Annotated in this window: 19 protein-coding genes; 3 read left to right on the forward strand and 16 right to left on the reverse strand. The window is 69.0% G+C overall.

Annotation, left to right across the window (positions count from 1 at the left end):
* Nucleotides 1-24: 24 nt before the first annotated feature.
* The 3 genes from ACQY5G_RS06260 to ACQY5G_RS06270 form a co-directional block, all read right to left on the reverse strand.
* Complete coding sequence (locus ACQY5G_RS06260) at nt 25-2,592, reverse strand: zinc-dependent metalloprotease (RefSeq protein WP_428278044.1); 2,568 nt, start codon at nt 2,590-2,592, stop codon at nt 25-27.
* 89 nt (nt 2,593-2,681) lie between these two features.
* Entirely contained in the window at nt 2,682-4,187 is a 1,506-nt protein-coding gene (locus ACQY5G_RS06265; RefSeq protein ID WP_428278045.1) for a serine hydrolase domain-containing protein, read from the reverse strand.
* Nucleotides 4,171-5,649 carry a serine hydrolase domain-containing protein gene (locus ACQY5G_RS06270; protein WP_428278047.1) on the reverse strand — a complete coding sequence of 493 codons (1,479 nt, stop codon included), beginning with the start codon at nt 5,647-5,649 and terminating at the stop codon, nt 4,171-4,173. Before ACQY5G_RS06270 ends, ACQY5G_RS06265 begins: the two co-directional genes overlap by 17 nt.
* 260 nt (nt 5,650-5,909) lie before the next feature.
* On the opposite strand from ACQY5G_RS06270, the gene ACQY5G_RS06275 reads away from it, so the two are divergent.
* Nucleotides 5,910-6,296 (forward strand): hypothetical protein, encoded by a 387-nt coding sequence (locus ACQY5G_RS06275; RefSeq protein ID WP_428278049.1) that lies wholly within the window; start codon nt 5,910-5,912, stop codon nt 6,294-6,296.
* A 13-nt stretch (nt 6,297-6,309) separates the two neighbouring features.
* Here ACQY5G_RS06275 and ACQY5G_RS06280 read toward each other — a convergent pair whose 3' ends face one another.
* The 6 genes from ACQY5G_RS06280 to ACQY5G_RS06305 all read right to left on the reverse strand — a co-directional run bounded on the left by ACQY5G_RS06280 (nt 6,310) and on the right by ACQY5G_RS06305 (nt 12,556).
* Complete coding sequence (locus tag ACQY5G_RS06280; RefSeq protein ID WP_428278051.1) at nt 6,310-7,278, reverse strand: EamA family transporter; 969 nt, start codon at nt 7,276-7,278, stop codon at nt 6,310-6,312.
* Entirely contained in the window at nt 7,275-8,558 is a 1,284-nt protein-coding gene (locus ACQY5G_RS06285) for an APC family permease (protein ID WP_428278053.1), read from the reverse strand. Before ACQY5G_RS06285 ends, ACQY5G_RS06280 begins: the two co-directional genes overlap by 4 nt.
* 68 nt (nt 8,559-8,626) lie before the next feature.
* Complete coding sequence (locus ACQY5G_RS06290; RefSeq protein ID WP_428278055.1) at nt 8,627-9,967, reverse strand: M20/M25/M40 family metallo-hydrolase; 1,341 nt, start codon at nt 9,965-9,967, stop codon at nt 8,627-8,629.
* Between the two features lie 562 nt (nt 9,968-10,529).
* Entirely contained in the window at nt 10,530-10,988 is a 459-nt protein-coding gene (locus tag ACQY5G_RS06295; protein ID WP_428278057.1) for a hypothetical protein, read from the reverse strand.
* On the reverse strand, nt 10,985-11,923 hold the full coding sequence (locus ACQY5G_RS06300; protein WP_428278058.1) for a hypothetical protein: 939 nt from the start codon (nt 11,921-11,923) through the stop codon (nt 10,985-10,987). The genes ACQY5G_RS06295 and ACQY5G_RS06300 overlap by 4 nt, the downstream gene beginning before the upstream one ends.
* Before the next feature lie 426 nt (nt 11,924-12,349).
* Nucleotides 12,350-12,556, reverse strand: coding sequence for a hypothetical protein (locus ACQY5G_RS06305; RefSeq protein ID WP_428278060.1), 207 nt, complete (start codon nt 12,554-12,556; stop codon nt 12,350-12,352).
* Nucleotides 12,557-12,859: 303 nt separating this feature from the next.
* Here ACQY5G_RS06305 and ACQY5G_RS06310 point away from each other — a divergent pair, with 303 nt between their 5' ends.
* Nucleotides 12,860-14,230 carry an IS1380 family transposase gene (locus ACQY5G_RS06310; protein ID WP_428275103.1) on the forward strand — a complete coding sequence of 457 codons (1,371 nt, stop codon included), beginning with the start codon at nt 12,860-12,862 and terminating at the stop codon, nt 14,228-14,230.
* 661 nt (nt 14,231-14,891) lie between these two features.
* Here ACQY5G_RS06310 and ACQY5G_RS06315 read toward each other — a convergent pair.
* Genes ACQY5G_RS06315 through ACQY5G_RS06330 form a run of 4 tightly spaced genes read right to left on the reverse strand, consistent with a single transcriptional unit; the run spans nt 14,892 to nt 17,674 of the window.
* Nucleotides 14,892-16,316 (reverse strand): alpha/beta hydrolase family protein, encoded by a 1,425-nt coding sequence (locus tag ACQY5G_RS06315; protein ID WP_428278062.1) that lies wholly within the window; start codon nt 16,314-16,316, stop codon nt 14,892-14,894.
* 2 nt (nt 16,317-16,318) lie between these two features.
* The gene (locus ACQY5G_RS06320; RefSeq protein ID WP_310783550.1) at nt 16,319-16,639 is read right to left on the reverse strand and encodes a YbjQ family protein; all 321 of its coding nucleotides are present in this window, start codon (nt 16,637-16,639) and stop codon (nt 16,319-16,321) included.
* Nucleotides 16,636-17,106, reverse strand: coding sequence for a hypothetical protein (locus ACQY5G_RS06325; protein ID WP_310783548.1), 471 nt, complete (start codon nt 17,104-17,106; stop codon nt 16,636-16,638). Before ACQY5G_RS06325 ends, ACQY5G_RS06320 begins: the two co-directional genes overlap by 4 nt.
* On the reverse strand, nt 17,099-17,674 hold the full coding sequence (locus ACQY5G_RS06330) for an RNA polymerase sigma factor (protein WP_428278065.1): 576 nt from the start codon (nt 17,672-17,674) through the stop codon (nt 17,099-17,101). The genes ACQY5G_RS06325 and ACQY5G_RS06330 overlap by 8 nt, the downstream gene beginning before the upstream one ends.
* Before the next feature lie 141 nt (nt 17,675-17,815).
* Between ACQY5G_RS06330 and ACQY5G_RS06335 the strand changes: the two genes are divergently transcribed.
* Nucleotides 17,816-18,265, forward strand: coding sequence for a hypothetical protein (locus tag ACQY5G_RS06335; protein ID WP_428278067.1), 450 nt, complete (start codon nt 17,816-17,818; stop codon nt 18,263-18,265).
* Here the strand turns inward: ACQY5G_RS06335 and hisD are convergent.
* From hisD to hisH, 3 genes are read right to left on the reverse strand one after another with little or no spacing between them, the layout of a single operon-like run.
* Nucleotides 18,216-20,810, reverse strand: coding sequence for a histidinol dehydrogenase (gene hisD, locus ACQY5G_RS06340; RefSeq protein WP_428278069.1), 2,595 nt, complete (start codon nt 20,808-20,810; stop codon nt 18,216-18,218). The two genes, ACQY5G_RS06335 and hisD, sit on opposite strands and share 50 nt — an antisense overlap.
* On the reverse strand, nt 20,807-21,574 hold the full coding sequence (gene hisF, locus ACQY5G_RS06345) for an imidazole glycerol phosphate synthase subunit HisF (RefSeq protein WP_428278071.1): 768 nt from the start codon (nt 21,572-21,574) through the stop codon (nt 20,807-20,809). Before hisF ends, hisD begins: the two co-directional genes overlap by 4 nt.
* Entirely contained in the window at nt 21,568-22,248 is a 681-nt protein-coding gene (gene hisH / locus ACQY5G_RS06350; protein ID WP_428278073.1) for an imidazole glycerol phosphate synthase subunit HisH, read from the reverse strand. Before hisH ends, hisF begins: the two co-directional genes overlap by 7 nt.
* Nucleotides 22,249-22,272 lie beyond the last annotated feature (24 nt).

The raw sequence follows: 22,272 nt of genomic DNA on the forward strand, positions 1-22,272 counted from the left end.
CCGGTCGGAAGTTATGGTCGAAGGTCAGAAACCATCAGGCGCGGCCGAGCACACCGGGGCGTCTCCGAGCCACTGTGCGGCCCAGCCTGCGGGCCCGGCCATCGACCATACGTCACGCGCCAACCACTCCATCGCGGGCTGGCCGATCGGCGCGCCTGGTGGCGCGTTCGGCGTCCCCGGCATCTCGTAGGGCGGTGAAGGCTTCTCGAGGAAGCGCTCGATGTCCCGGTCGACCAGTTGCACGAAGGCCGCATCGCTCTCCGGCGGCGGATTCGCGGCCATTTCGGCTCTCAGTTCCACCAGCTTCCGGGTGGCAAGGGCCCGCACGTGCGGCATGGAAGCCTGATCCGCCAGCGCCATGATGCGGTCCACGAGCACTCGGTAGGCCGCGAGCCGCAGTTCGGTGTGATAGAGCGTCTCGTTCGACTCCGGACGAACCGCATCGACCAGCGCCGTCAGCACCTCGGCGAGCCCCGGCAGTTCGGGATCGAGCGCGTGCTGCTGCACGAGCCGCGCCGCGCGCGACGGCTCCAGCACGCGCGACACGGTATGGTCCGCCGCCACGACCGCCGGCGTGACCGCATCGAAGGCCTGTCCCGTGTAGCGCGGGAACGTCTCCCGCGTGCGGCCGAAGCCCGGCGGTCGGGGCGGCAGCAGATCGAGCACCCCCGCCGGCACCGCGAGTTCCCGCACCGCCAGCGTCCTGCCGAGCGCCCGCAGCGCGGCCCGCTGCGCGTCGCCGGAGACCCGCTTCATGGGCGTCCGCCCGTCGCCGCGGAAGGCGTAGACGTATTCCTGCCCACCGAGCAGCGAGGCGGCCGCGTCCACCTGGTAGCGGTGGTGCATGTAGAGTGGGACCAGCGCCTCCTCGACCATCACGATCGGCCGCCCCGCGCGGATCGCGGTCTCGCCGAACCGGTCGAGCGAGTGCCGCCGCACGTCCATCATCCGCTCGAGTTCCGCCGCCGCGTCCACCCCGTTCGACCACTGGTCCGCGCGTGCGTGGACGTTGATGTCCTGGTTCGTGAAGAGGATGAGATCCTCGTCCCAGGCTTCATCGAGGATCCGCTGCAGCTCGGCGGCTTCGTCGGCTCCCTCCGGGAACTCCGAATACCCGTACACGATCGCGACTTCGTCCCACTCTCCGATGTCCACGTCATAGACCTCGGAATAATCGAGCCCCCCGGCTTCGCCCAGCGTCACGAGCGGGTGGGGATAGTCCATCACCGAGATCCGGCCGCGGTTGCTGTCGTAGTAGTTGTGAACGAGGCCGAGCGTGTGTCCCACCTCGTGCGCCGACAGCTGCCGGATCCGCGCCAACGCCCACTCCGCGAGGTCCTCCGGCACTTCGTCGCCGTTGGCGTAGGGCGAGAGGAGACCCTCGGCGATCAGATAGTCCTGCCGCCACCGGAGCGAGCCGAGCGTCACCACCCCCTTGAGGATCTCACCCGTGCGGGGGTCGGTGACGGAGCCGCCCGTGCTCCAGCCACGCGTCGAGCGGTGCACCCAGTTGATCACGTTGTAGCGCACGTCGTGCGAACTCACGCCCTCCGGCAGCATCTCCACCTGAAACGCGTTCAGGAAGCCCGCCGCCTCGAACGCCTGGTTCCACCACCGGGCTCCCTCGAGCAGCGCGGTCCGGATCGGCTCCGGCGCCCCCGGATCCAGGTAGTAGACGAGCGGTTCGACGGGCTCGCTCATCGCCGCCGACGGGTCCCGCTTCTCGAGCCGGTGCCGGCGGATGAACCGCTGCCGCATGTCCTCTCCCAGCGGCGCCGAATAGTCCGCGAAGCTCATGGCTCCGTAGCCGGCCCTCGGATCGAAGGCCCGCGGCGTGTACTCCCCCAACTCCGGCAGCTGCACGAAAGAGTGATGGAGTCGGATCGTCGCCGCCTCGCCGGTCGAGGCCACGTTCCCGACGCCTTCGAACGCCCCGCCGCCACCCCCGAAACCGCCGAAGCCGCCGCCGCTCCCCGGCTGGCGGACGAAGGTGAGCGACGCCTCGATCTCCGTGTTCTCCGGGAACCCCATCGTCATCGGCAGGTATACGGCGCTTCGGCCCGCGTCGAACCGGTACGTCCCGGGGCGCAGCCGCTGCGCCCAGTTGATCATGTCGCGCACGAAGAAGTCCGTCCCGTCCACGAGCACGCGGCCGTCCGTCTCCGCAGCCGCCGTGAAGCCCCACAGCGTCGATGGCGCGAACGCGTCCGTCACCGCCTGCACTTCGCGCGGGTTCGGGCTGCTCGCCCGAAAGTCGAGGTTCGGCTGGATCAGCAGCACCTTCGGCCCGACCCGGTGGAAGCGCACGAGGCGCGAGCCGGCGAGCGCCCCCCGGTCGAGGCCGATGTCGTTCGACCCCAGCCCGGAGGCGAGCCCCGTCGTGTGGAGGATGTCCGTGTCCCAGCGCGAGATCTCGAGCCACAGCTTGCCGCTCGAGCCTTCCCAGTACATTGGGACGAAGCCGTCGATGGCCCGCATCGAGGCCGTCTTGTCCTCGATTGAAGGCAGTCCGCCCCCGGAGTCCTGCGCCAGGATCGAAACGGGGCTGAGGAGGAAGAGGAGAACGGGAAGCAGCTTCCGGAAACGGGTCACCGAGTACACGAGATCCTCCTGGAGACGGGAAGTGGATGACGCCCCCGGGGCTTGGGGGGAACAGGTCTACACATTACGATGACGGACGGCTACCGGTCGATTGCCGCGGTCACCTCTCCGATGATGTCCGACATGTATTCGCCGTGGTCGCCGGGACTCGGCCCGAGCCGGACGATCACCACGTCCCGGGACGGGATGATGGCGGTGTACTGCCCCATGGCCCCCGCCGCCCAGTAGGCGTCCTCCGGCGCGCGGGGGAAGGCGCCGCCTCGATTGAGCCAGAACAACCCGCCGTACTCGAGGAGTTCGGCGCCGGGAGCGGGCGTGCTCACGAAGTCCACCCAGCCCTCGGGGAGGATGCGGTCGGACCCGCCGTCCGGGGTCGGCCACACGCCGTCCCACAGGTGGAGGAGGCCGAACCTCGCCCAGTCCCACGCGCTCCCATAATCGTAGCCGGTGATGATGAAGTTGCCCCAGGCATCCGTCTCGAGGACGTAGTTCCGCGCCCCGATGCGGTCGAACAGGATGCGCTGCGGGTAGGTGAGCCAGTCCTCTTCGCGCGCCTCGACGGCCTGCCGCACGATGCGCGTCGCCGTCAGCGGGTCGGAGTTCCGGTAGCGGAAGATCGCGCCCGGCAGCGTGTCCATCGGCTGGTCGATCGCGTGCTCGAACACGTCGATCCCCTCGAAGTAGATCCGGGAGTGTTCGTGGGCATGCGTCCAGCGGAGCACCGGATCCGAGCCCAGGTTCAGGAAATCCAGCCCCGAACTCATGTTCAGGAGGTCGCGGATGCGGATCTCCCGGCGCGGGTCATCGGCTCCCTGCCACTCGGGCACCGGCGCGGGATCGTCGAGTCCGGCGTCGAGGTGGCCGGCCTGGATCGCGGCCCCGACAAGGGCGCTCGCGATGCTCTTCCCCTGTGACCACGAGATCTGCGGCGTGTTGCGCGTGAAGCCCGGGGCGTAGCGCTCGCCGAGGATCTTCCCCGCGTAGATGACGACGACCGCCCGCGTGTTGTGCTCGGTCTGGGCCATCGCCCAGTCGAGCGCTGCTCCGAGCGCAGCCATGTCGACCTCGGCGGGCGGGGGGTCGTGGTACGCGCCCACGTCTCCCGTTGGCCATGCAGTTGCCTCGGGATCCGGGCTCAGGCGCTCGACGACCACGGGCTCGAAGGTCACATCCTCGAACCCGGCCGGGAGGAGCGTGCAGCCCTGGTCCCCGTTGTACTCTGCGTACTGCGTCGGGACTCCATATCCCGAGACCGAGGCCGTCCGCGTCTCGAAGTCCACCGCGTACTCGAAGTCGTCCTGCCAGTCGAACCGGTCGAAGGGACGGATGTCCTGCGCTACGACTTCCTCGACGGAGCGTTCGTAATCCCGGCCCACGACGAACACGCCGGCGCAGAGGTGGTGCGCGGACATCCCGGCGACGTGCCCGCGGATATGGGCCTCGTCTTCCACCTCCGTTTCGGCCCGCGCGTCCGATTCCGGCGAATCCGGCTCCGGCGCACAGCCGGGCACCAGGAAGGCGACGGCCGTGACCAGGGGGCCGGCGCCGCCGCGCAGAAGGGCGGACGGGCTAGCGGTCGATCGCATCGGTCACCTCGCCGATGATGTCCGACAGATACGCCCCGGTGTCGCCGGGACTCGGCCCGAGCCGGACGATCACGAGATCGTACGAAGGGATGATGGCCGTGTACTGTCCCATGAATCCCGCCGCCCAGTAGGCGTCCTCCGGGGCGCGGGGCAGCGAGCCGCCTCGATTGAGCCAGAACAGCCCGCCGTACTGCAGCGCCTCGGCACCGGGAGCCGGCGTGCTCACGAAGTCCACCCAGCCTTCGGGCAGGATGCGGTCGCTTCCGCCGTCGGGCGTCGGCCACACGCCGTCCCACAGGTGGAGGAGGCCGAACCGGGCCCAGTCCCAGGCGCTCCCGTAGTCGTAGCCGGAGATGATGAAGTTGCCCCACGCGTCCGTCTCGAGGACGTAGTTCCGCGCCCCGATGCGGTCGAACAGGATGCGCTGGGGATACGTGAGCCAGTCCTCCCCCCGCGCCTCGGCCGCCTGTCGCACGATCCGGTTCGCCGTGAGCGGGTCGGAGTTTCGGTAGCGGAAGATCGCGCCCGGCAGGGTGTCCATCGGCTGGTCGATCGCATGCTCGAACACATCGATCCCCTCGAAGTAGATCTGGAAGTGTTCGTTCGTGTGCGTCCACGACAGCGAGTCCGTCAGGCCCAGGTTCAGGAAATCGAGGCCCGAACTCATGTTCAGGATGTCCCGGATGCGGATCTCCCTGCGCGGGTCGTCCTCTCCGTGCCACTCGGGCACGGGCACCGGGTCGTCGAGTCCGGCGTCGAGGTGGCCGGCCTGGATCGCCGCGCCGACGAGGGCGCTCGCGATGCTCTTCCCCTGGGACCACGAGATCTGCGGCGTATTGCGCGTGAAGCCGGGCGCGTAGCGCTCGCCGAGGATCTTGCCCGCGTAGATGACGACGAGCGCCCGCGTGTTGTGCTCGCTCTGGGCCATCGTCCAGTCGAGGGCCGCCTCGAGCGCCTCCATGTCGACCTCCGGCGGCGGCGGGTCGTGGTAGGCGCCGACATCGCCCGTCGGCCACGCGGTGGCGTTGGGGTCGGGGATGAGCCGCTCGACGACCTGCGGTTCGTACGTCACGTCGTCGAGTTCGGCGGGCAGGATCGTGCACCCCTGGTCCCCGTTGTACTCGGCGGAGCGCGTGCCGAAATCGGCTGCCGACACGGAGGCGGTGCGCGTCTCGAAGTTCACCCCGTACTCGAAGTCATCCTGCCAGTTGAACAACGGGAAACGCCGGATGTCCTGCGCCACGACCTCGTCCACGGAACGCTCGTAGTCGCGTCCGACGACGAAGACGCCCGCGCAGATGTGGTGCGCCGCCATGCCCGCGATGTGCGAGCGCTCGTGGGCCGCCTCGTCTCCTTCTGCCGGGCGCTGCTCCTCCGCCGGGGACTCCTCTCGCGCACAGCCCGGCGCCAGGAGCGCGGTCCCCAGCACCGCGATGCTGCAGAAACGACGATGCAACCCCATGCGAACCTCCGTCCGAACTTCGGTGCGAACCCCTATGACCAGCGCCGGCGGCCGGTCGTCGGCCCCCTTTCGTAGCTGAGCGCATGCGACGCGTCCGGCGCAAGGGCCGATAACGTTTCCCGTGGGATCCGTGTCAGTTTCGAGTGAAGGGGCTGCACCTGACGCAGGGGGAAGCAGGCAGGGGAAGCAGGCAGGGGAAGCAGGCAGGGGAACGCAGACGGGGAACAGGCAAGGAAGAAGGCAGGAAAGGGAGGATATCGATGAGAAAGACGATCGGAGCATTCGCTCTCGTACTGGTCGCACTCGCCGCCGCGGCGCCGCTCGAGGCGCAGGCTCAGCGAGGGGCCCGAGGCTTCGGCATGAGTCTCGACGACCAGATGACGGCCCTCACGGAGCGGCTCGCGCTGGATGAGGAGCAGGTCGTGAAGGTCCGGGAAATCCTTGAGACCCAGGCGGAGAGCCGCCGCGAGCGTTTCCAGGCCGCGCGGGGTTCGATGGACCGGAACGCCATGATGCAGATGATGCAGGAGTTCCAGCAGGAGACGGAGACGAAGCTGGCCGAGGTGCTGACCGAAGAGCAGCTGGAGACGTACCGGGAATACGTGGCCGAACAGCAGCAACGGCGTCGGCCTCCGCTCTCCCTCTGACCGCGCGGGGGGGCTACCTGGAGGCAGGCGCCCGCACGGTCGCCGGCCTCGGGCCGCCCTTCGGCGCCCGCCCCCGCTGTACCAGCACGACTCCCACCACGATGATCACGGTGCCCGCCAGCATCGGCAGCGTGAACGCCTCGTCCGCGAGCCACCAGCCCAGAAAGAGCGCCACGACCGGGTTCACGTACGCGTACGTGCCCGCGGCGGCCGGCCGCACCGTGCGCAGGAGCCACATGTAGGCCGAAAAGGCCACGATCGACCCCATCGCCATCAGGTAGGCGAGCGATAGCCACGATCTCAGCGACACGTCGCCGAGCGACAGACGGCCGAACTCTCCCGCCGCCAATCCGATCAGCACGAGGATCAGGCCCCCGGCGGCCATCGTCAGCGCCGTGCCGTAGAGCGGCGGCTGCGGCAACGCGGCCCGCCGGTTGTACATGGAGCCGATCGCCCAGCAGATGGACGCCCCCACGACGACGAGCGCTCCGGCCGCCACCTGGTTCGCGCTCGCCCCGCGAATGCCGACTTCCGCCCCGGAGGTCCCCACGAGGAGCGCCACGCCCCCGAGGCCCAGCACGAGTCCCGCAATTTCCATGGGGCTCGCCGCCTCGCGGTCCGGCCCCACGCGCGCGATCGCGACCAGCCACAGCGGTACCGTGGCCACAAGCAGAGCCGTGAGTCCCGAGGGCACGTACTGCGCCGCCCAGCATACGAGTCCGTTGCCACCCACGACCATGAATACGCCCGAGACGGTGGCAGCCCTCCATTCCGAAGGTTTCGGGACCGGCGCGCCCCGACGGCGGGACACGACGGCGAGGATCACGCCCGCCGCCAGGAAGCGCGTCCCGCCGAGGAGGAAGGGGGGGATCGTTTCCACGCCGAAACGGATGGCCAGGTAGGTCGATCCCCAGACCAGGTACACCGCCGCAAACGCGAGCAGCAGGGCCTTCGGGGAAGCCGCCTGCGGGCTCGGGTTCAAGCGCGGGTCCTTCGGTCGCGGGCCCGCGTCACGGCATAGATGCCGAGGCCGACCGCGATGAGCCCCAGTCCCAGCCCCGCCTCAAGTGGGCGGTCGCGGAGGATGTAGGCCAGCGTCCAACCCGTCACCGCAAGGAAGACGAGCGGCGTGACGGGATAGCCCCAGGCCCGGTACGGTTCGTCGGCGGGTCCATCGCCCGTCGCGGACTGTCCGCCCGAGGCCTGCCGCCGGCGAAGGAGGAACACCCCGCCCGCCGCCAGGAACGTGTTGAGGCCCATCGTGAAACCGGAGAAGACGAGGATCGTTTCGAAGGACTCCGTGAGGATGAAGAGGAGGCTGATCGCCGCCTGCGTGAAGATAGCCGCCCCGGGCGTCCCGCGCGCATTGATCGAACTCAGGAACCGGAAGGTCGGGTAGTCCTCGCCGATCGCGTGAAGGACGCGCGGACCCGCGAGCACCATGGCGCTCACCGTGGAGACGAGGAGGAGCGCGAGGGTGATCCCCATCAGGTCGGCCCCCACCGGCCCGAATATGTACCCCGCCGCGATGTATCCCACCTCGAGCCGTCCCACCATTTCCTCGGCGGGGGCGGCCCGCAGGAAGACGTAGTTGAGTCCGACGTAGAGCAGCATCACGAGCAGCGTCCCGGTCGCCAGCGCGCGGGGGAGCGTGCGCCGCGGGTCGCGGAGTTCGCCCGTCACGTACGTCGCGGCGTTCCACCCGGAATACGAATACGACACGAAGATGAGAGACACGGCGAACCCGGCGGAGAACACGTTCGACACGCCGTCCGCCGAGGGGAGCACGCCGACCTCCCGGGGTTCCGCGACGAGAGACAGCCCGGCCGCGACGAAGGCGAGAATCAGCGCGACCTTGGCCGTCGTCGACCAGCGCTGAAAGCCGCCCGAGGTGCGGTGCGTGCGTCCATGGACGACGGAGAGCAGCACGACGAGCCCGACGGCGAGCCACCGGGAGGGTAGCACCGGAAAGACGGACGAGAGGTACGTCCCGAACGTGATCGCGGCCAGCGCCGTGGGGGCCGCGAACCCGATCGTGGCCGAGATCCAGCCCGAGACGAAGCCGGCCGCCGGGTGGTAGATGTGCGAGAGGAAGGTGTATTCGCCCCCGGAGCGCCGGATCGTCGACCCCAGCTCGGCGTAGGTGAGGGCGCCGCACACGGCCGCGACCCCGCCCACGACCCACAGCATGAGGAGGGCGAACCCGGACCTCAGGGACTCGAGCTGGAATCCGAGGCTCGTGAAGACGCCGGTTCCGATCATGTTGGCGACGACGACCGCCGCCGCCGTGTGAAGGCCGAACCCGGCGCCGGCGGCCCGCCGGGGGGTGTTCAGGGGATGGTCTCGGCCAGGCCCGCCTCGCTCACCAGCAGGAGGAGGTTCGCCTGGATCCCGAGGTGGCCGTCGCGGTTGATCCACCATTCGGCGGGTGAGTGGGCGCCGCCTCCCACGCCGCCGCTTCCGATCGTCACCGCGGGGATGCCGAGTGCGATCGGGATGTTCGAGTCGGTGGAAGAGCGCGTGAGTTCGGGCTCGGTCCCGAAGATCCGCATGACCTCGATCGCCCGCTCGACAAGGGGATGGTCGTCCGCGACCTCTCCCGAGGGACGGTCTCCGATCTGGTCCAGTTCGAGTTCGATCTCGGGTCCGGCCCGGCGCAGGGCGTTTTCCTCCGCCAGCGCCCGGCGCATCGCCCCCCGGAAGGCGGTGTCGATGCGCCCGAGGCTCTCCGCGCTCTCCGACCGCATGTCCACCTCCATCCACGCCTCGAAGGGGATGGCGTTCACCGAGGTCCCGCCTCCGATCCGGCCCACGTTGTAACTCGTGCGAGGCCCCGAGCGGGTGAGCGTATCCGCCACGTCCTGAAAGTGGCGGACCCCGCGTCCCAGCGCGTGGGCCGGGTTCGCGAGCCCGAACGCCCCCCACGAATGGCCGCCCGGGCCCCGGAAGATGACGCGGAAGCGATGGGAGCCGAGCCCCTTGTTCACGATTCTCCCCAGTCCCGTGCCGTCGACGTCGATCCAGGTGTGGATCGGGTCCGCCCCCTCGCGAAACAGGTATTTCATCCCGCGCAGGTCGCCGAGCCCTTCCTCACCGACGGTCCCGATGAACTGGACGTCCGCCTCCGTCTCGATGCCGGCGGCCTCGAGCGCCCGCAGCACCGTGAGGACCGCGATGAGGCCGCGCGTGTCGTCGCCGATGCCGGGGGCGAACAGCGTGTCTCCGCGCTGCGCGACCGTCACGTCGACGAACTCGGGGAACACCGTGTCGAGGTGCCCCGACAGCGCCACGGTCCGCCGCTCCCCCTCCGACGTCGATCCCCGCGCGCCGCCCCGGCCGTATCGGATCCCGATCGCGTTGCCCTCCTCGTCGATGAACACGGAGTCGGCACCGGCCTCGCGGAGCCACTCCGCGTAGACCCGGGCGCGCTCATCCTCCATGAACGGGGGCGCCGGGACCTGCGTGAGTTCGATGAGTTCGCGGACCGTCCTCGGTTCGAGTTCCTCGATGATCCCGAAGGCGCTCCGCACGGCGGGATGTTCGGCGAGGCGCCGCACCTCGTCACCCGGCGTCTGGCCGGCCAGTCGGGAAGCGCCGCCCGCGAGGAGGGCGGTGCCGGCCAGGAGTGAGACGGCGGATCCGGCGACGATCCGGGCATGTGGTGTGCGCATGGCTTCCAGGTCCCCCGATGGTGGATCCGCGCGGCCGTGCCGTCCGCCGCCCGGGACGCGAGATGTCCGTCCCCGCGAAGCTACCGGACGCCGCGCGCCGCGCCAGATGCGGGCGTGAGGGGGAACCGCGTTACAGAAGTGTTTCGGCACGCATACGCGCCGGTGAGCATGGGAGCGTCTATTCCCTCAAGACGGCCGCCTGCGGGCCTCCCCCCTCTGGTGTCCTCCCCTGCCGATTGCGATCCACCCAACGGCGGCCGCCACCCTCCCCCCGGCAGCCCGTGTTCCGGCACGGGCCATCGGGCGACCCTCGCACGGGCCCTCCGGCAGTCGGCGGCAGCCCCCGGTCGAACGGCTCAGCTGCCGAAGCGAGCGAGGATCCAGTCGGAGGCCGTGCTGGTGAGACGGACAGAGCTGGAACGAGCGAGAGCGGATCGACGGGCTGACGACGGAGGCGCAGAGGGAGATTTTCGCGCATGAAGCGGGAGAACAGGCGGGTTAGAATGGAGCGGAACGTCCCGAACTGACCTCATGCGACTACGCAATACGCGACCGATCCGCTTTAGTCTGCTAGAAGGCGCGCCACATCGTCTGGCAACCCTTCCAAGTCCTCGCCGTAAACGGCCGCCACGCGGCCCGCATCGGCTACGTAGACGGCCGGTTCGGGTCCACCTAGCCCGAAGGTCAGCGTGAACGCCATAGCACCTTGAAGCTCCACTCGGGCCGACAACCGCACCGACCGAAGGAACGCAGCCACGAGCGCCTCATCCCGCTCGCGGTCCTCCGTGATAGCGACCACCACGAAGTCCACGGCATTACCGTGACGGTGCTGGATGCCGCGCAGGACGCGCGAAGGATCGGTGAGGGTACAGCTCAGGCATCGATCGGCATTGAAAGCCCACACGACCGTAGGGCGGTCCGTTGCCACGTCTACGGGCAAGGCGTCACCTACGACCGTTGGTCCTGGCGGGCGACACGCCGCGAGAAGGCAGATGGCGGCAAGAAGGGAGATCTTCTTCATGATGTGTCCTTTCGCCGGGCGACCAGTATACGGTTAGGCTGGAGCCCTTGCGGGTCCGCAAACCAAAACTCGTCACCGTCGACGAAAAGCAGCCTCGGGACACCACGTACCTGTGCAAGCGGGATGCCATCGCGGTCCATGATGACCAGATCCCACTCGTACTCGATCCCGCGCATGTGTCCTATCGTGGCGACCAGCCCATCATCCCCCGCGATCTGTACGCCGGATACCTGCGAAACCGAGTCCAGTACCGTACCTGCCTCGGATACGTCGACTTGACGGTCAAAGCTAGGCAGCGCCGCACGCGGACGTACGAGCGGGATGGGTATCTTGGTCAATAGGTCACCGTCCAAGCTGTACTGGTAGATCGTATCGGATAGCGACCACACCGCCCAAATGGTGTCGCGTACCAGTGAAGCGCTAGCCGCCGCAAAGGCACTGGCGGTGGGACGGTCTCGGTCCGAAACGCCCATAGGGAGGAAACTGCGGTCGATGCGGTCCGTTTCCGTGTCCCATATGTGAAGGAAACGCGGGCGGTTGGCCAACTGGTTCCCGATGCCCGTCAAGAGGAGTTTTCCTTCGCCTAGATCGTGTACATCAAGGAGCATGGCTACCGGCGCGGCGTCAATCAATGTGTCTGGACCAAGGAAGGTCAACCGACCTAGCGAGATGTCGGGTACGACGAGCCTGCCGTCGACCGTACGGCGTGCGGAAATAGGCATCAGGAACTCGCCCGGTCCACCACCCGTCCTGCCGTGTACGGCACGGAGCGTGCCATCACGACTGTACTCCCTGATTTGTGATTCCTGTGGTTCCACTACGAGTAGCCCGTCCGGGCCGTCGGTGGCGACCCTGGGTCCGACCGTCACCACATCTTCGGTCTCCTCCAAGGTCACCACACGCACGACTTCGAACACTTCCTCGAACGCGTTCATGTCCACCACTGGTTCCGCCGAGACGCGTGATGCGGTATCGCCGTCTTCGGTGCATGCGCTACCTAGGAAGACGATAAGCGGGAGGAAGCTGCGGCTGCTGCGTGAACCGGATGCGTTCATGGTGTTCCCTTACCCGCTGTCCAGCATCGGGCCAATGTAGCAGCAGGGGGACCCGTCACATCCGCCAAGGCAGATCCAGACGGGTACGAAGGGAATCTTGCGTGCTTGAAGCACAATCTGCGCCGACAGGTTGGCGTAGGTGCGACCGGGCGACGCCGTGAAAGGCAGCGCAAAACTCGCTACCGTCGCCAGCGCGAACGCCGCCAGCATGTTCCCTCGTGCGATACGTCGTCCTCGTCCTCGCATGTCCCCACTCCTTGTCAGTGTTTACCCCTTCACGGGTACCGTACCAAATCGGTACGCGTCCTAGCGGATGATGATCCGGCAGCACAATGGATCGTCACCGCACGACCAAAAGCAGATGAAACCGAACGGCGGGACAAAGATCACCTTCAGTGCGGCCTCCTCCGCGACCACTTGCGCCGGACCTACGGGTGTGCCGGGAACCGGTGCAGCGAGTGACGCCGCAGCGATCATCACCGCCATCACGACCGTCTTCGCTCGCTTCAGCATGCTTCCTCCTCGTTGGTACGGTGGACCATTGAGCCGCAAACGACGCGGAGGATATGGATATGCCCCCATATCCTGGACAGCCCACCATGGTGATGGTTGACCGCCGACGTCAGCTTGAAGCTCGAAATCGTCTGGCGGTCGCGACCGCCCACGCACTCCACACGCCTGACTCGGCCGCTCCAAGCGTGACGCCACCCTACAAAGCTAGCCCGGATTTCTCACAGGATGGAGTAGGCACCGGCCTCCAGTAGTCGCTAATTTGTTATTCCCCAATAACATGGCGGCTACAAAAAAGGAGGACCGGTGCCGACACAGCGTAAGCCCGTATCGTTCGCTTTTCAAGGCTTCCGGGGCCGTAAAGTCACGGCCGCGTTCAACGGCGGCACGATCACCTCCCACGCCGGAACGCTGCTGCTCCGGGAGATCGGGCGCGCGGACAGCCTGTTCGACCGGTTCGCGGCCTGCTTCACCGACCACCGCGATCCGGCGCGCACCGAGCACTCCGTCTCCACGCTGGTGGCCCAGCGCATCGTGGCCCTGGCCCTCGGCTTCGAGGACCTCAACGATCACGACCACCTGCGCCACGATCCCGTGCTGGGCCTTCTCGGCGACAAGACCGGAGCCACCCGGAAGGACTGCGCCGCCCTGGCCGGCAAGAGCACGCTCAACCGGCTCGAACACGCGCCCGAGGGTGAGCCGGGCCGGTACCACAGGATCGGCCACGACCCGGAGGCGATGCAGGCCCTGCTCACCGATCTGTTCATCGAGTCGAAGGCCGGACCGCCCCCCTCGCGCCTCGTCCTCGACATCGACTGCACCGACGACCGGACGCACGGCCGCCAGGAAGGCCGCTTCTTCCACGGCTATTACGGCCACTACTGCTTCCTCCCCCTCTACATCTTCTGCGGCCACCACCCGCTCGCCGCCGTGCTCCGCCCCGGCAACACCGACCCGGCCCGCGGTGCCGTCGAAGCACTCGAGCGCATCGTCACGCAGCTGAGGCGGCGCTGGCCCGACGTCGAACTGCTCGTCCGCGCCGACTCCGCCTATGCCCGCGAAGAACTCATGGCCTTCTGCGAAGCGCGCGACATCCACTACGTCCTCGGCGTCGCGAAGAACGACCGGCTCCGCCGACGGATCGCGCCGGAACTCCTCGCCGCCAAGGTCGAGTCCGAGGGCCGCCGCCGTCCGGTGCGCCTCTACGCCGAGTTCGACCACGCCACCCGAACCAGCTGGTCCCGCTTCCGCCGCGTCATCGCCAAGTGCGAGCACATCCCCGGCAAGTCCAACCCCCGCTTCGTCGTCACCTCGCTCCCGGAGACGATCGCCCCCAAAACCGTCTACGAACGCATCTACTGCCCCAGGGGCAACGCCGAGAACGCCATCAAGGAGCAGCAACTCGACCTGTTCGCCGGACGCACCTCCGCCACCCCCATGGCCGCCAACCAGCTCAGGCTCGTCTTCTCCGCCCTCGCCTCGGTCCTCATGATCCGGCTCCGGGCCGCCCTCGCCCACACGCGCCTCGCCCGAGCCACCGCCGGCTCCCTCCGCCTCAAGCTCCTCGGGATCGGCGCCCGCGTCTCCGTCTCCGTCCGCCGCGTCGCCGTCGCCATGGACGCGAACCACCCCTTCACCGCCGAGTTCGCGCGCGTCCACGCCAGCTTCCCCACGTAGCGCCGACCCGACCCTGCGGTCTCACCAGAAGCCTCCCGGCCTCCCCCGGCCCGGGCACCGGTGTCTCCAGGCGCCACGGATCCGGCTCCGGTGCGCTCTCACCGGCCCGAAACAGCCCGCCTCGACCCTCCCCGAGCTACCACCGCACTCCGAGTGGGACACTTATCCGGCCAACTATGCCCGAACGGACGGCTGCGGTTCACTTCCGGGGCGCGTGTGAGAAATCCGGGCTAGGGGGGTTCTCGGCCGGCCCGATAGGAGCGAAATCGATGAGTTTTGTATCAAAATCGATGAGTCTTGTTCGAAAAAGTGATGAATCGCTGATCCGGCGGAGACTGGCGCCCGATCACGAGGACCTGGTCCGGGATTGGCGGTACAATGCTCCGGAATGAGCGCCACGAGCGGTGGATCCGGGGCTCGTCGCTCCGACTCCCTGAGGGTGTGTCTCGGGCGGTGGCGGGATTGCGGTCAACCTGCACCGGCGAGTCCGAGCCGGACGGCTACGTTCTCCCCGACGGGATCCTGGATCGGCGAAGCTCCGCACCAGCGGAATCACGAGGCCCGGAAACAGCTGGCCAGGTGGTCGTTATACAGCTGGACCGTGTATCGACTCGTGGGAAACAGCGTCGAGAGTGGAGGGATGGATTAACCAATACAGGCGTCAAGGTTCCTGAAGACTGCCGAAGCGGGCGAGGATCCAGTCGGAGATCGTGACGAGGAAACCGTCGACGAAGTCCCGCTCCAGCGTCGAGTACTCGGCGGGGGATCCGGTCGTCGCGGCCTGGAAGAGGTGGTTGGCGCGCGGGAGTACCTCGACCGTCGCGTCCGGGTTACCGGCCAGTGCCTCCTCCAGCGGCGGGCGGTTCTGGTCGACGAGAACCTGCAGGTCGAGCCCACCGAACAGCGCGAGCACCGGCACGCGCGTTCCCCGGAGGCCCTCGGTTGGATCGTAGGTGAGAAAGAACCGGAACCAGGGGGTTTCGACGCGGTCGATCTGCCCCTCGATCTGGGTTTCCACGTGGCTGTCCACATCGGAGATCGCCGCGCGCTGCTCCTCGGGCAGGTTCTCGATGCCCTCGCGGATCTCGGCCCCAAGCTCCTCGCGATACGCCTCGAGGCTCTCCCCGGCCTCCAGAGCCGCGAACAGACGGCGCTGGAAGTCGGTGTTCCATGCGATCCGATCCTCGGGCACGCCGCTCGCACGTTGAATGGCCGCGGACTGCTCGTACAGGATCTCGGTGCCGGGCACGGTCGAGCCGGCCAGCAGCACGGCGAAGCGGACGGCTTCCGAGCGCGAGGCCGCGATGGGGGCCACGATGCCCCCTTCGCTGTGCCCCACGAGGCCGACCCGGGCCGGGTCGACGTCCGGATGCTCCGCCAGCCGCGTAAGGCCGGCGAGCGCGTCGCCCGCGAAGTCGGCCGAGGTGGAGGTGGAGACGCTCCCCGTCGAGCCGCCGACGCCACGATCGTCATACCGGAGGACCGCGATGCCCTGCCGGGTCAGGTGATCCGAGAGCACTCGAAAGATGGGAAAGCCGGCCACCACCTCGTCCCGGTCCTGGGGTCCCGATCCCGTGATCAGGACGACGCCTGGGAACGGCCCCGTCCCCTCCGGCACCGTCAGCGTGCCCGCCAGACGGATGTCACCGTTCTCGAACGACACCTCTTCCGACCGATACGGCGCGGGCTCTTCCGGCTCCGGCTCGACGGGGTCGGCCCGCGCGATGGAGAAGCTCGTCGTCACGACCCCCTGCGCGAATTCGCCCTCGATCGTGTCTCCTTCAAGGGCTCCGTCCCAGGCGGCGAGACCGATGGGAGTATCGAGTTCGAAATGCACGCGCCCGTCGGCGTGGGACACGGCCGTGAGAGCCAGGCCGACCTGACCCTGGATGTCCATGCTCGCGGAGAGCGCTCCATCGGCGCGCTCGAAGGTGACCGCGAAGGGCAGCTCGGCCGTGGGAAGAACGACGGATCCCGCCCACCGGCCCTCGACGCCGGCTCCTTCCGCCGGGTCGGGATCCGGCTCCTGCGCCAGCGCCGGAGAGGAGAGCACGCACCCGGCCGCCACAAGCATTCTCAGCGCCACGGTCAGCTCTCCTCGACCTTCACGGCGGAGCCGTAGACCACGATCTCGGCGGTTCCTCCCAGGATATAGGAGGTGGAAAAGCGGACGCAGAGAATCGCGTTCGCACCGGCCGCCGCCGCCTCGGCCTCCATCCGATCGACCGCCTGTTCCCGCGCTTCGGCCATCATCTTCGTGTACTCCTGAATCTCGCCTCCCACGATGGTCTTGAGACCCGCGAGTATGTCGCGGCCCAGGTGGCGCGCCCGGATCGTGCTGCCGCGGACGAGGCCGAACTCCTCCAGGATCCGGTATCCGGCGAGGTCGTTTCGGGAGGTGATGATCATCGGATCACGTCCTTGTAGGGGTCTTTCTTCTGCATGAACAGGCGCTCGCGAACGACGGAGACGAAGAGGATCACGAAGCCCGCGATCAGCGCGAGCATGCCCCAGCGAATGTACGCGGGCATCGTCGTGTCCCGGATCAGCTCGCCCACGGCCGTCCACAGCGCCCACGTCCCCACGACGATCGTTCCCAGCGAGACCAGAACCCAGCCGATGCCGCGTTCAAGCCGGCGATAGACGTGTTCCCAGTAGCTGTCCCAGGTTTCCTCCGGCGGTTTCAGCGGAGTCATGGTGTCGGTGACCTCCTTCAGGCGCTGGTATGTCGCCAGTTCGTCGCGAAGACCCGGGTCCTCCCCGAGCGCGGACTCGAGTTCGAGACGTCCCTCTCCCGAAATCTCCTCGTCCAGTTCGGCCATCATCAGATGGCGCACCCGCTCGTCGCCGGGCGGACTCACGTTTCTCTCACTCATCGCCCGAACCTCCCTCCTGGCCGGGACGGGTTCCCGCCGTTTCGATCTCGCGTGCGAGGGACCGCCGCGCCCGATAGAGGCGCGACATCACCGTGCCGATGGGGATCCCCAGCAACTCGGCGATCTCCCGGTAACGCAGTTCCTCGAACTCGCGCAGGACGAGCGTCTCCCGTTCCCGTTCCGGCAGGCGTTCGATGGCCGCGCCGACCTGTTCGCGCAGTTCGGTGCGGATGACCGCCTGATCGGGGCTGAGAGGGCGCCGTCCCATCGTCGTGTCCGTAAGCCAGCTGCCGGCCTTCTCGAGTTTCAGGCGGCGTGACCGCTGGTCCCGCGTATGGTTGAAACAGAGTCGTCGGATGATCTGGTACAGCCAGGGGAAGAAGGGACGTTCGGGGTCGATCCTGGCGCGCGCGCGGAACGCCCTGGCGAAGGCCTCCTGAGAGAGGTCCAGGGCATCGTCGTGGTTCCCGACGAGGCCGAGCGCGGTATAGTAGGCACGCTGCATGTATCGTGTGACGAGTTCGCCGAAGGCCGCACGCTCGCCACGCTGCGCGCGAAGAACGAGCATCCGGTCGGTTGCCTCCGAGCTGTTCAATTGTGGCTCCCATGGTCGCGGGCACCGATGTGGATCTGTGGTGACTGTTTCCTTCGCGAGGGTTACACGAAGCCGCGAAGTTTATTTCACGATATCAAGGAATCGAGAGACAGGATGAGCGAGTTCCCGGTCGGAGCAACCCTGCAACCCGAAATCGTTCCCTCGCGCTGGTCGCTCCTCCGCGACGTGGCCGTCTTTCAGCTGAAGCTGCTCCTCGATGGCCTGAGGGATGCGTTGCTGCTGCCGATCTCGCTCTTCGTCGCCCTCCTCGACGTGCTCGGAGTCGGGCCCCGAGCGGGCCGGCAGTTCTACGAGCTGCTGGAGTGGGGGCGCCGGACGGAGTACTGGATCAACCTGTTCGGCGCCACGGATCACGTTCGCCCCCTGACGTCGGCGCCGCGGCCCGGCGTCGATGCGCTCGTCGACCGCCTGGAGCGGCTGGCGGTGCAGGAGTACGAGAGGGGAGGGATCACGGCCTCGACGAAGGACGCCGTGGACCGTGCCCTCGACCACATTACGAGGCGCGGACCCTCCGACGGCGATCTCCCCGGGCCGCCGCCGTGAGCCGGAGTTCCGCCGAAAGCGCGTGCGCTTCCAGCCCCTCCAGTCGGGCGAGCGCGGCGGTGTCCCGCAGCAGGTCCTCGTAGGCGTCATCTTCGGGCGAAAGCATCAGCCACGTCGGTCGGCGCAGGAACGAGAACACGGAGAGTCCCGAGTCGAACGCCGCGGCGCCCGAGGTGGGAAGCGTGTGGTTCGGTCCGGCTCCGTAGTCGCCGGCCGCCTCGGGCGTGGCCGCTCCCATGAAGAGCGATCCGTAGCGGTGGACGCGCGGAGCCAGCGAGTCGGCCTGCTCGCCGTGCAGTTGCAGGTGTTCCGGCGCCACGGCGTCGCAGATGGCGGCGGCCTCGTCGGGGCTGGCCGCGAGGAGGGCGCCGCCGGCCGCCAGGGCCTGACGCGCGATCGGTGCGGTCGGGAGCTTGGCCAGCTGCCGCTCGGCCTCTTCGCGGACGGCCTCGACGGTCGCTTCGTCGAAGGCGCACAGAAGCGGGACGGCGTCGGGGTCGTGCTCGGCCTGGGCGAGCAGGTCGGCCGCGATGCGCGCCGGCTCCGCATCCGGCGAGGCGACGACGAGCAACTCGGATGGGCCGGCGATGGTGTCGAGGCCGACCCGGCCGTAGAGGAGGCGCTTGGCCGCGGTGACGAACCGGTTGCCCGGCCCCACGATCTTCTCGCAGCGGGAGACGCCTCCGACGCCGAAGGCGAGCGCGCCGATCGCCTGCGCGCCGCCGATGGCCAGCAAGCCGTCCGCGCCGGCGATGAATGCCGCGGCCTGGACCGCCGCAGTCGGGCGCGGCGATGCGGCCCAGACGTCGTCCACGCCCGCCACCCGGGCGGGGATGGCGGTCATGAGCACCGAGGACGGGAGAGGGAAGCGGCCCCCGGGCGCGTAACAGCCGGCCGCGCCGACGGGTACGAGCCGGTGGCCGCCGCGACCGCCCGCGACCGGCGTATCGAGGTCGTTCGCGGATGCCCGCTGGGCCTCCGCGAACGCGCGGATCCGGTCCGCCACGCGGTTCAGCAGTTCGCGGTCGTCGGCATGCAGTGCTTCCGCCGCGCGCTCGAGAGCCGACCGGTCGAGGAGCAGATCGTCGCCGGGCTCGAGGTCGCCGAGCCGCTCGGCGTGCTCGCGGAGCGCCGGCTCCCCGCGCCGCTCGACATCGTCCAGGATCGTCCGCGCGACCTCGAGGGCCGCCGGGTCGAGCGCCGGCGAGCGCACCGCCCGCACGGCCTCATCGAGGCCGATCGGCGGCAGGATCCCGCCCGCCGCGGCGGCGGGTGCCGAAGCCGTCCGACCGGTCGGCCCCCCCGGCGCCCTCGGGGCTCGACGACGCACCTTGAGGGCGCGCCGCTCGAGTTCGAGACGTACATCTTCAAGGGAGCCACCGGCCTTCAGGAGCCGCGTGAGGGCGAAGTAGTAGAGGTCCGCGAACTCCGCCACCGCGTCCGCCTTCGATCCGGCTTCGGCGAGTTCCTGCGCCTCCTCGACGAGTTTCCCCCGCAACAGTTCCGGATCCGCGGCGAGCCGTGCGGTGAGCGAGCCCGGCTCCGGGTCGGCGAGTCGCTCGCGAAGGCGGGTCTCGAGGTCGGCCGAGTCGTCGAAACAGGTTGGGGCGCCCGTGTGACAGAAGCCGGTCCCGTGCTGTCGCACCGTGAAGCGCAACGCGTCGCGGTCGCAGTCCGCCGTCACCCGGACGAGTTCCTGTGTGGCGCCGGATGTCTCACCCTTCCTCCAGAGCCCACGTGAGCGGCTCTGGTAGACGCCGCGCCGCTCCCTGACCGCGGTGCGCAGGCTCTCCGCGCTCGACCATGCGAGGCCGAGCGCGCGCCCGGCCGTGTCCTCGACCACCGTCGCCCACAGTCCGTCGGCCCGGTCGGACTTCAGCGGAGCCGCGATCGCGTCGCCCAGCTCCATGCGTCCGCTGTAGATCGCCATCCCCACCTGCGCGTCCGCGCCCATTCGGTCGAGTGCCGCGATCTCCGACACCTCGCGGACGCCCCCCGCCACCGTGACGCGCGCGGATCCCGCCGCGGCGATGAGGGCGGATACGCGATCCAGCGGGATCCCGCCCATCGTGCCTTCCACCTCCACGAAGGTGACCAGGTAGCCGTCCGCGAGACCATCGAGTTCCTCCATCCGCCCGATGACGCCGCGACCCGTCGCGCGCTGCCAGCCCTCGACGACGACCTCGCCATCGCGTGCGTCGAGCGCGGCGATCACGCGGTGGGCCGGAAGTCCGCCGAGGAGCTCGGGACTCGCCGCCGTGCCCAGGATCACCCGCCGCGCGCCCGCGTCGAGCCAGTCGAGCGCCGCCTCGCGGGACCGAATGCCGCCGCCTACCCGGCACGGTGCGAGCGGCAGCAGTTCCCGGATGAGGGCGGCGTTGTCTCCGCGGCCGAGAGCCGCATCGAGATCGATGATCGCGACTTCCCCCGCGACCGCGAACCTCTCGGCGAGAGGCCGCGGATCGCCCGCGTCGATTTCAAGCGCGGCGCCCTGGCGAAGCTGCACGGCCCGGCCGCCCATGAGGTCGATGGATGGGATGATCATCGACGCACCGCGACGCCGAGCTGCTGCAGTCGATCCTTGAGCCTGCCGATCGACCAGTCGCCCTGGTGGAAGATCGACGCCGCAAGCACCGCGTCGGCGCCCGCGTCCACCGCGGCGCGCATGTGGCCCGGGTGCGCTCCGCCTCCGGAGGCCACGATCGGCACCGACACGGCCTCGCGGATCGCTCCGATCAGCGCCAGGTCGTAGCCGCTGCGCGTCCCGTCGCGGTCGAAGCTCGTGAGCAGGATCTCTCCGGCCCCCATCTCCGTCGCGCGTCGAGCCCATTCGGCCGCGTCGAGCCCGGTGCGGTTGCGCCCCGAGTGGGTCAGGACCTCGAAGCCGCTCGGACAGCCGTTTGAGGGCGCCCGCGCGGCATCCAGCGCGAGAACCGCGCACTGGGCACCGAAGCGCGAGGACAGTCCGGCGAGAAGCGCGGGCTGCTCCACGGCCGCGGTGTTCACGGACACCCGGTCCGCGCCCGCCTGCAGCAGGGCGCCCCCGTCCTCCACCGTCCGCACGCCGCCCCCGACCGTGAGCGGGATCGAGATCTCATCCCGCACGCGGCCGATCGTCTCGAAGCGCGCCAGCCGTCCGTCCGCCGTCGCCGAGACATCGAGGATGACGATCTCATCCGCGCCCTGCCGCTCGTAGCGCCGAGCCAGAGCCGCCGGATCGCCCTGGTCCGCGAGATTCGCGAAGCGGATCCCCTTCACGACGCGGCCGTCCTTCACGTCGAGGCACGGGATGACGCGGACGTTCAGCACGCGGCCGCCATGCGGGTCCGGTCCGTCATCCCCTCCGAGGCCTCCGCCGCCGCCGGAGCCTCTTCAAGCCAGCGGTTCAGCAGGGCGCCGCCGATCCGTCCCGACAACTCCGGATGGAACTGGCACGCAAGGACCCCGCCGCGCTCGAACCCGGCGACGAAGCGGGTCCCGTGGCGGCCGATCGCTCCCGTCCATCCCTCCGGAACCTCTTCGAGCCGATAGGAGTTGGCGAAGTAGACGATGCCCGGGCGCAGGAAGACGGTCGCACTCGGGGCCGCAATCCGGTTCCAGCCCAGCTGGGGCACGCGGCCGGCGCCGTCCAGCCGCACCGACCGCCCCGAAACGCAGCCAAGCCCGGGAATGCCGGGAGCCTCGTCGCTCGCGTCGCACAACAACTGCAGCCCGAGACAGATCCCCAGCGTGGGCCGGAGCGACTCGACGCGGCGGCGCAGCGCCTCCTCCCAGCCCCGGCGCCGCAACTCGGCCATCCCGTCGGCGAACGACCCGACGCCGGGCAGGACGACGTACTCCGCACGCTCGATGTCGGCCGCCGAATCCAGGACTCGCGGCGTCCGCCCGAGCCGCCGGAAGGCCGACCGGACGGCTTCGAGATTCGCCACGCCCGTGGGGACGATCCCGACTTCCCCTCCCGTTCCGATGCGGGCGGCATTCATGGCGACACCGTCTCGAGGATCTCC

Source organism: Candidatus Palauibacter sp. (assembly GCF_965261555.1).
GTDB lineage: Bacteria > Gemmatimonadota > Gemmatimonadetes > Palauibacterales > Palauibacteraceae > Palauibacter.

Bases quoted from the DNA above. Each gene is read 5' to 3' on its own strand.
- hisD (WP_428278069.1), bottom strand. From the start codon at position 20,810: ATGATCATCCCATCCATCGACCTCATGGGCGGCCGGGCCGTGCAGCTT.
- ACQY5G_RS06265 (WP_428278045.1), bottom strand. From the start codon at position 4,187: ATGCGATCGACCGCTAGCCCGTCCGCCCTTCTGCGCGGCGGCGCCGGC.
- ACQY5G_RS06290 (WP_428278055.1), bottom strand. From the start codon at position 9,967: ATGCGCACACCACATGCCCGGATCGTCGCCGGATCCGCCGTCTCACTC.
- ACQY5G_RS06285 (WP_428278053.1), bottom strand. From the start codon at position 8,558: ATGATCGGAACCGGCGTCTTCACGAGCCTCGGATTCCAGCTCGAGTCC.
- ACQY5G_RS06325 (WP_310783548.1), bottom strand. From the start codon at position 17,106: ATGAGTGAGAGAAACGTGAGTCCGCCCGGCGACGAGCGGGTGCGCCAT.
- ACQY5G_RS06295 (WP_428278057.1), bottom strand. From the start codon at position 10,988: ATGAAGAAGATCTCCCTTCTTGCCGCCATCTGCCTTCTCGCGGCGTGT.
- hisH (WP_428278073.1), bottom strand. From the start codon at position 22,248: ATGAATGCCGCCCGCATCGGAACGGGAGGGGAAGTCGGGATCGTCCCC.
- ACQY5G_RS06300 (WP_428278058.1), bottom strand. From the start codon at position 11,923: ATGAACGCGTTCGAGGAAGTGTTCGAAGTCGTGCGTGTGGTGACCTTG.
- ACQY5G_RS06305 (WP_428278060.1), bottom strand. From the start codon at position 12,556: ATGCTGAAGCGAGCGAAGACGGTCGTGATGGCGGTGATGATCGCTGCG.
- ACQY5G_RS06275 (WP_428278049.1), top strand. From the start codon at position 5,910: ATGAGAAAGACGATCGGAGCATTCGCTCTCGTACTGGTCGCACTCGCC.
- ACQY5G_RS06335 (WP_428278067.1), top strand. From the start codon at position 17,816: ATGAGCGAGTTCCCGGTCGGAGCAACCCTGCAACCCGAAATCGTTCCC.
- ACQY5G_RS06330 (WP_428278065.1), bottom strand. From the start codon at position 17,674: ATGCTCGTTCTTCGCGCGCAGCGTGGCGAGCGTGCGGCCTTCGGCGAA.
- ACQY5G_RS06270 (WP_428278047.1), bottom strand. From the start codon at position 5,649: ATGGGGTTGCATCGTCGTTTCTGCAGCATCGCGGTGCTGGGGACCGCG.
- ACQY5G_RS06320 (WP_310783550.1), bottom strand. From the start codon at position 16,639: ATGATCATCACCTCCCGAAACGACCTCGCCGGATACCGGATCCTGGAG.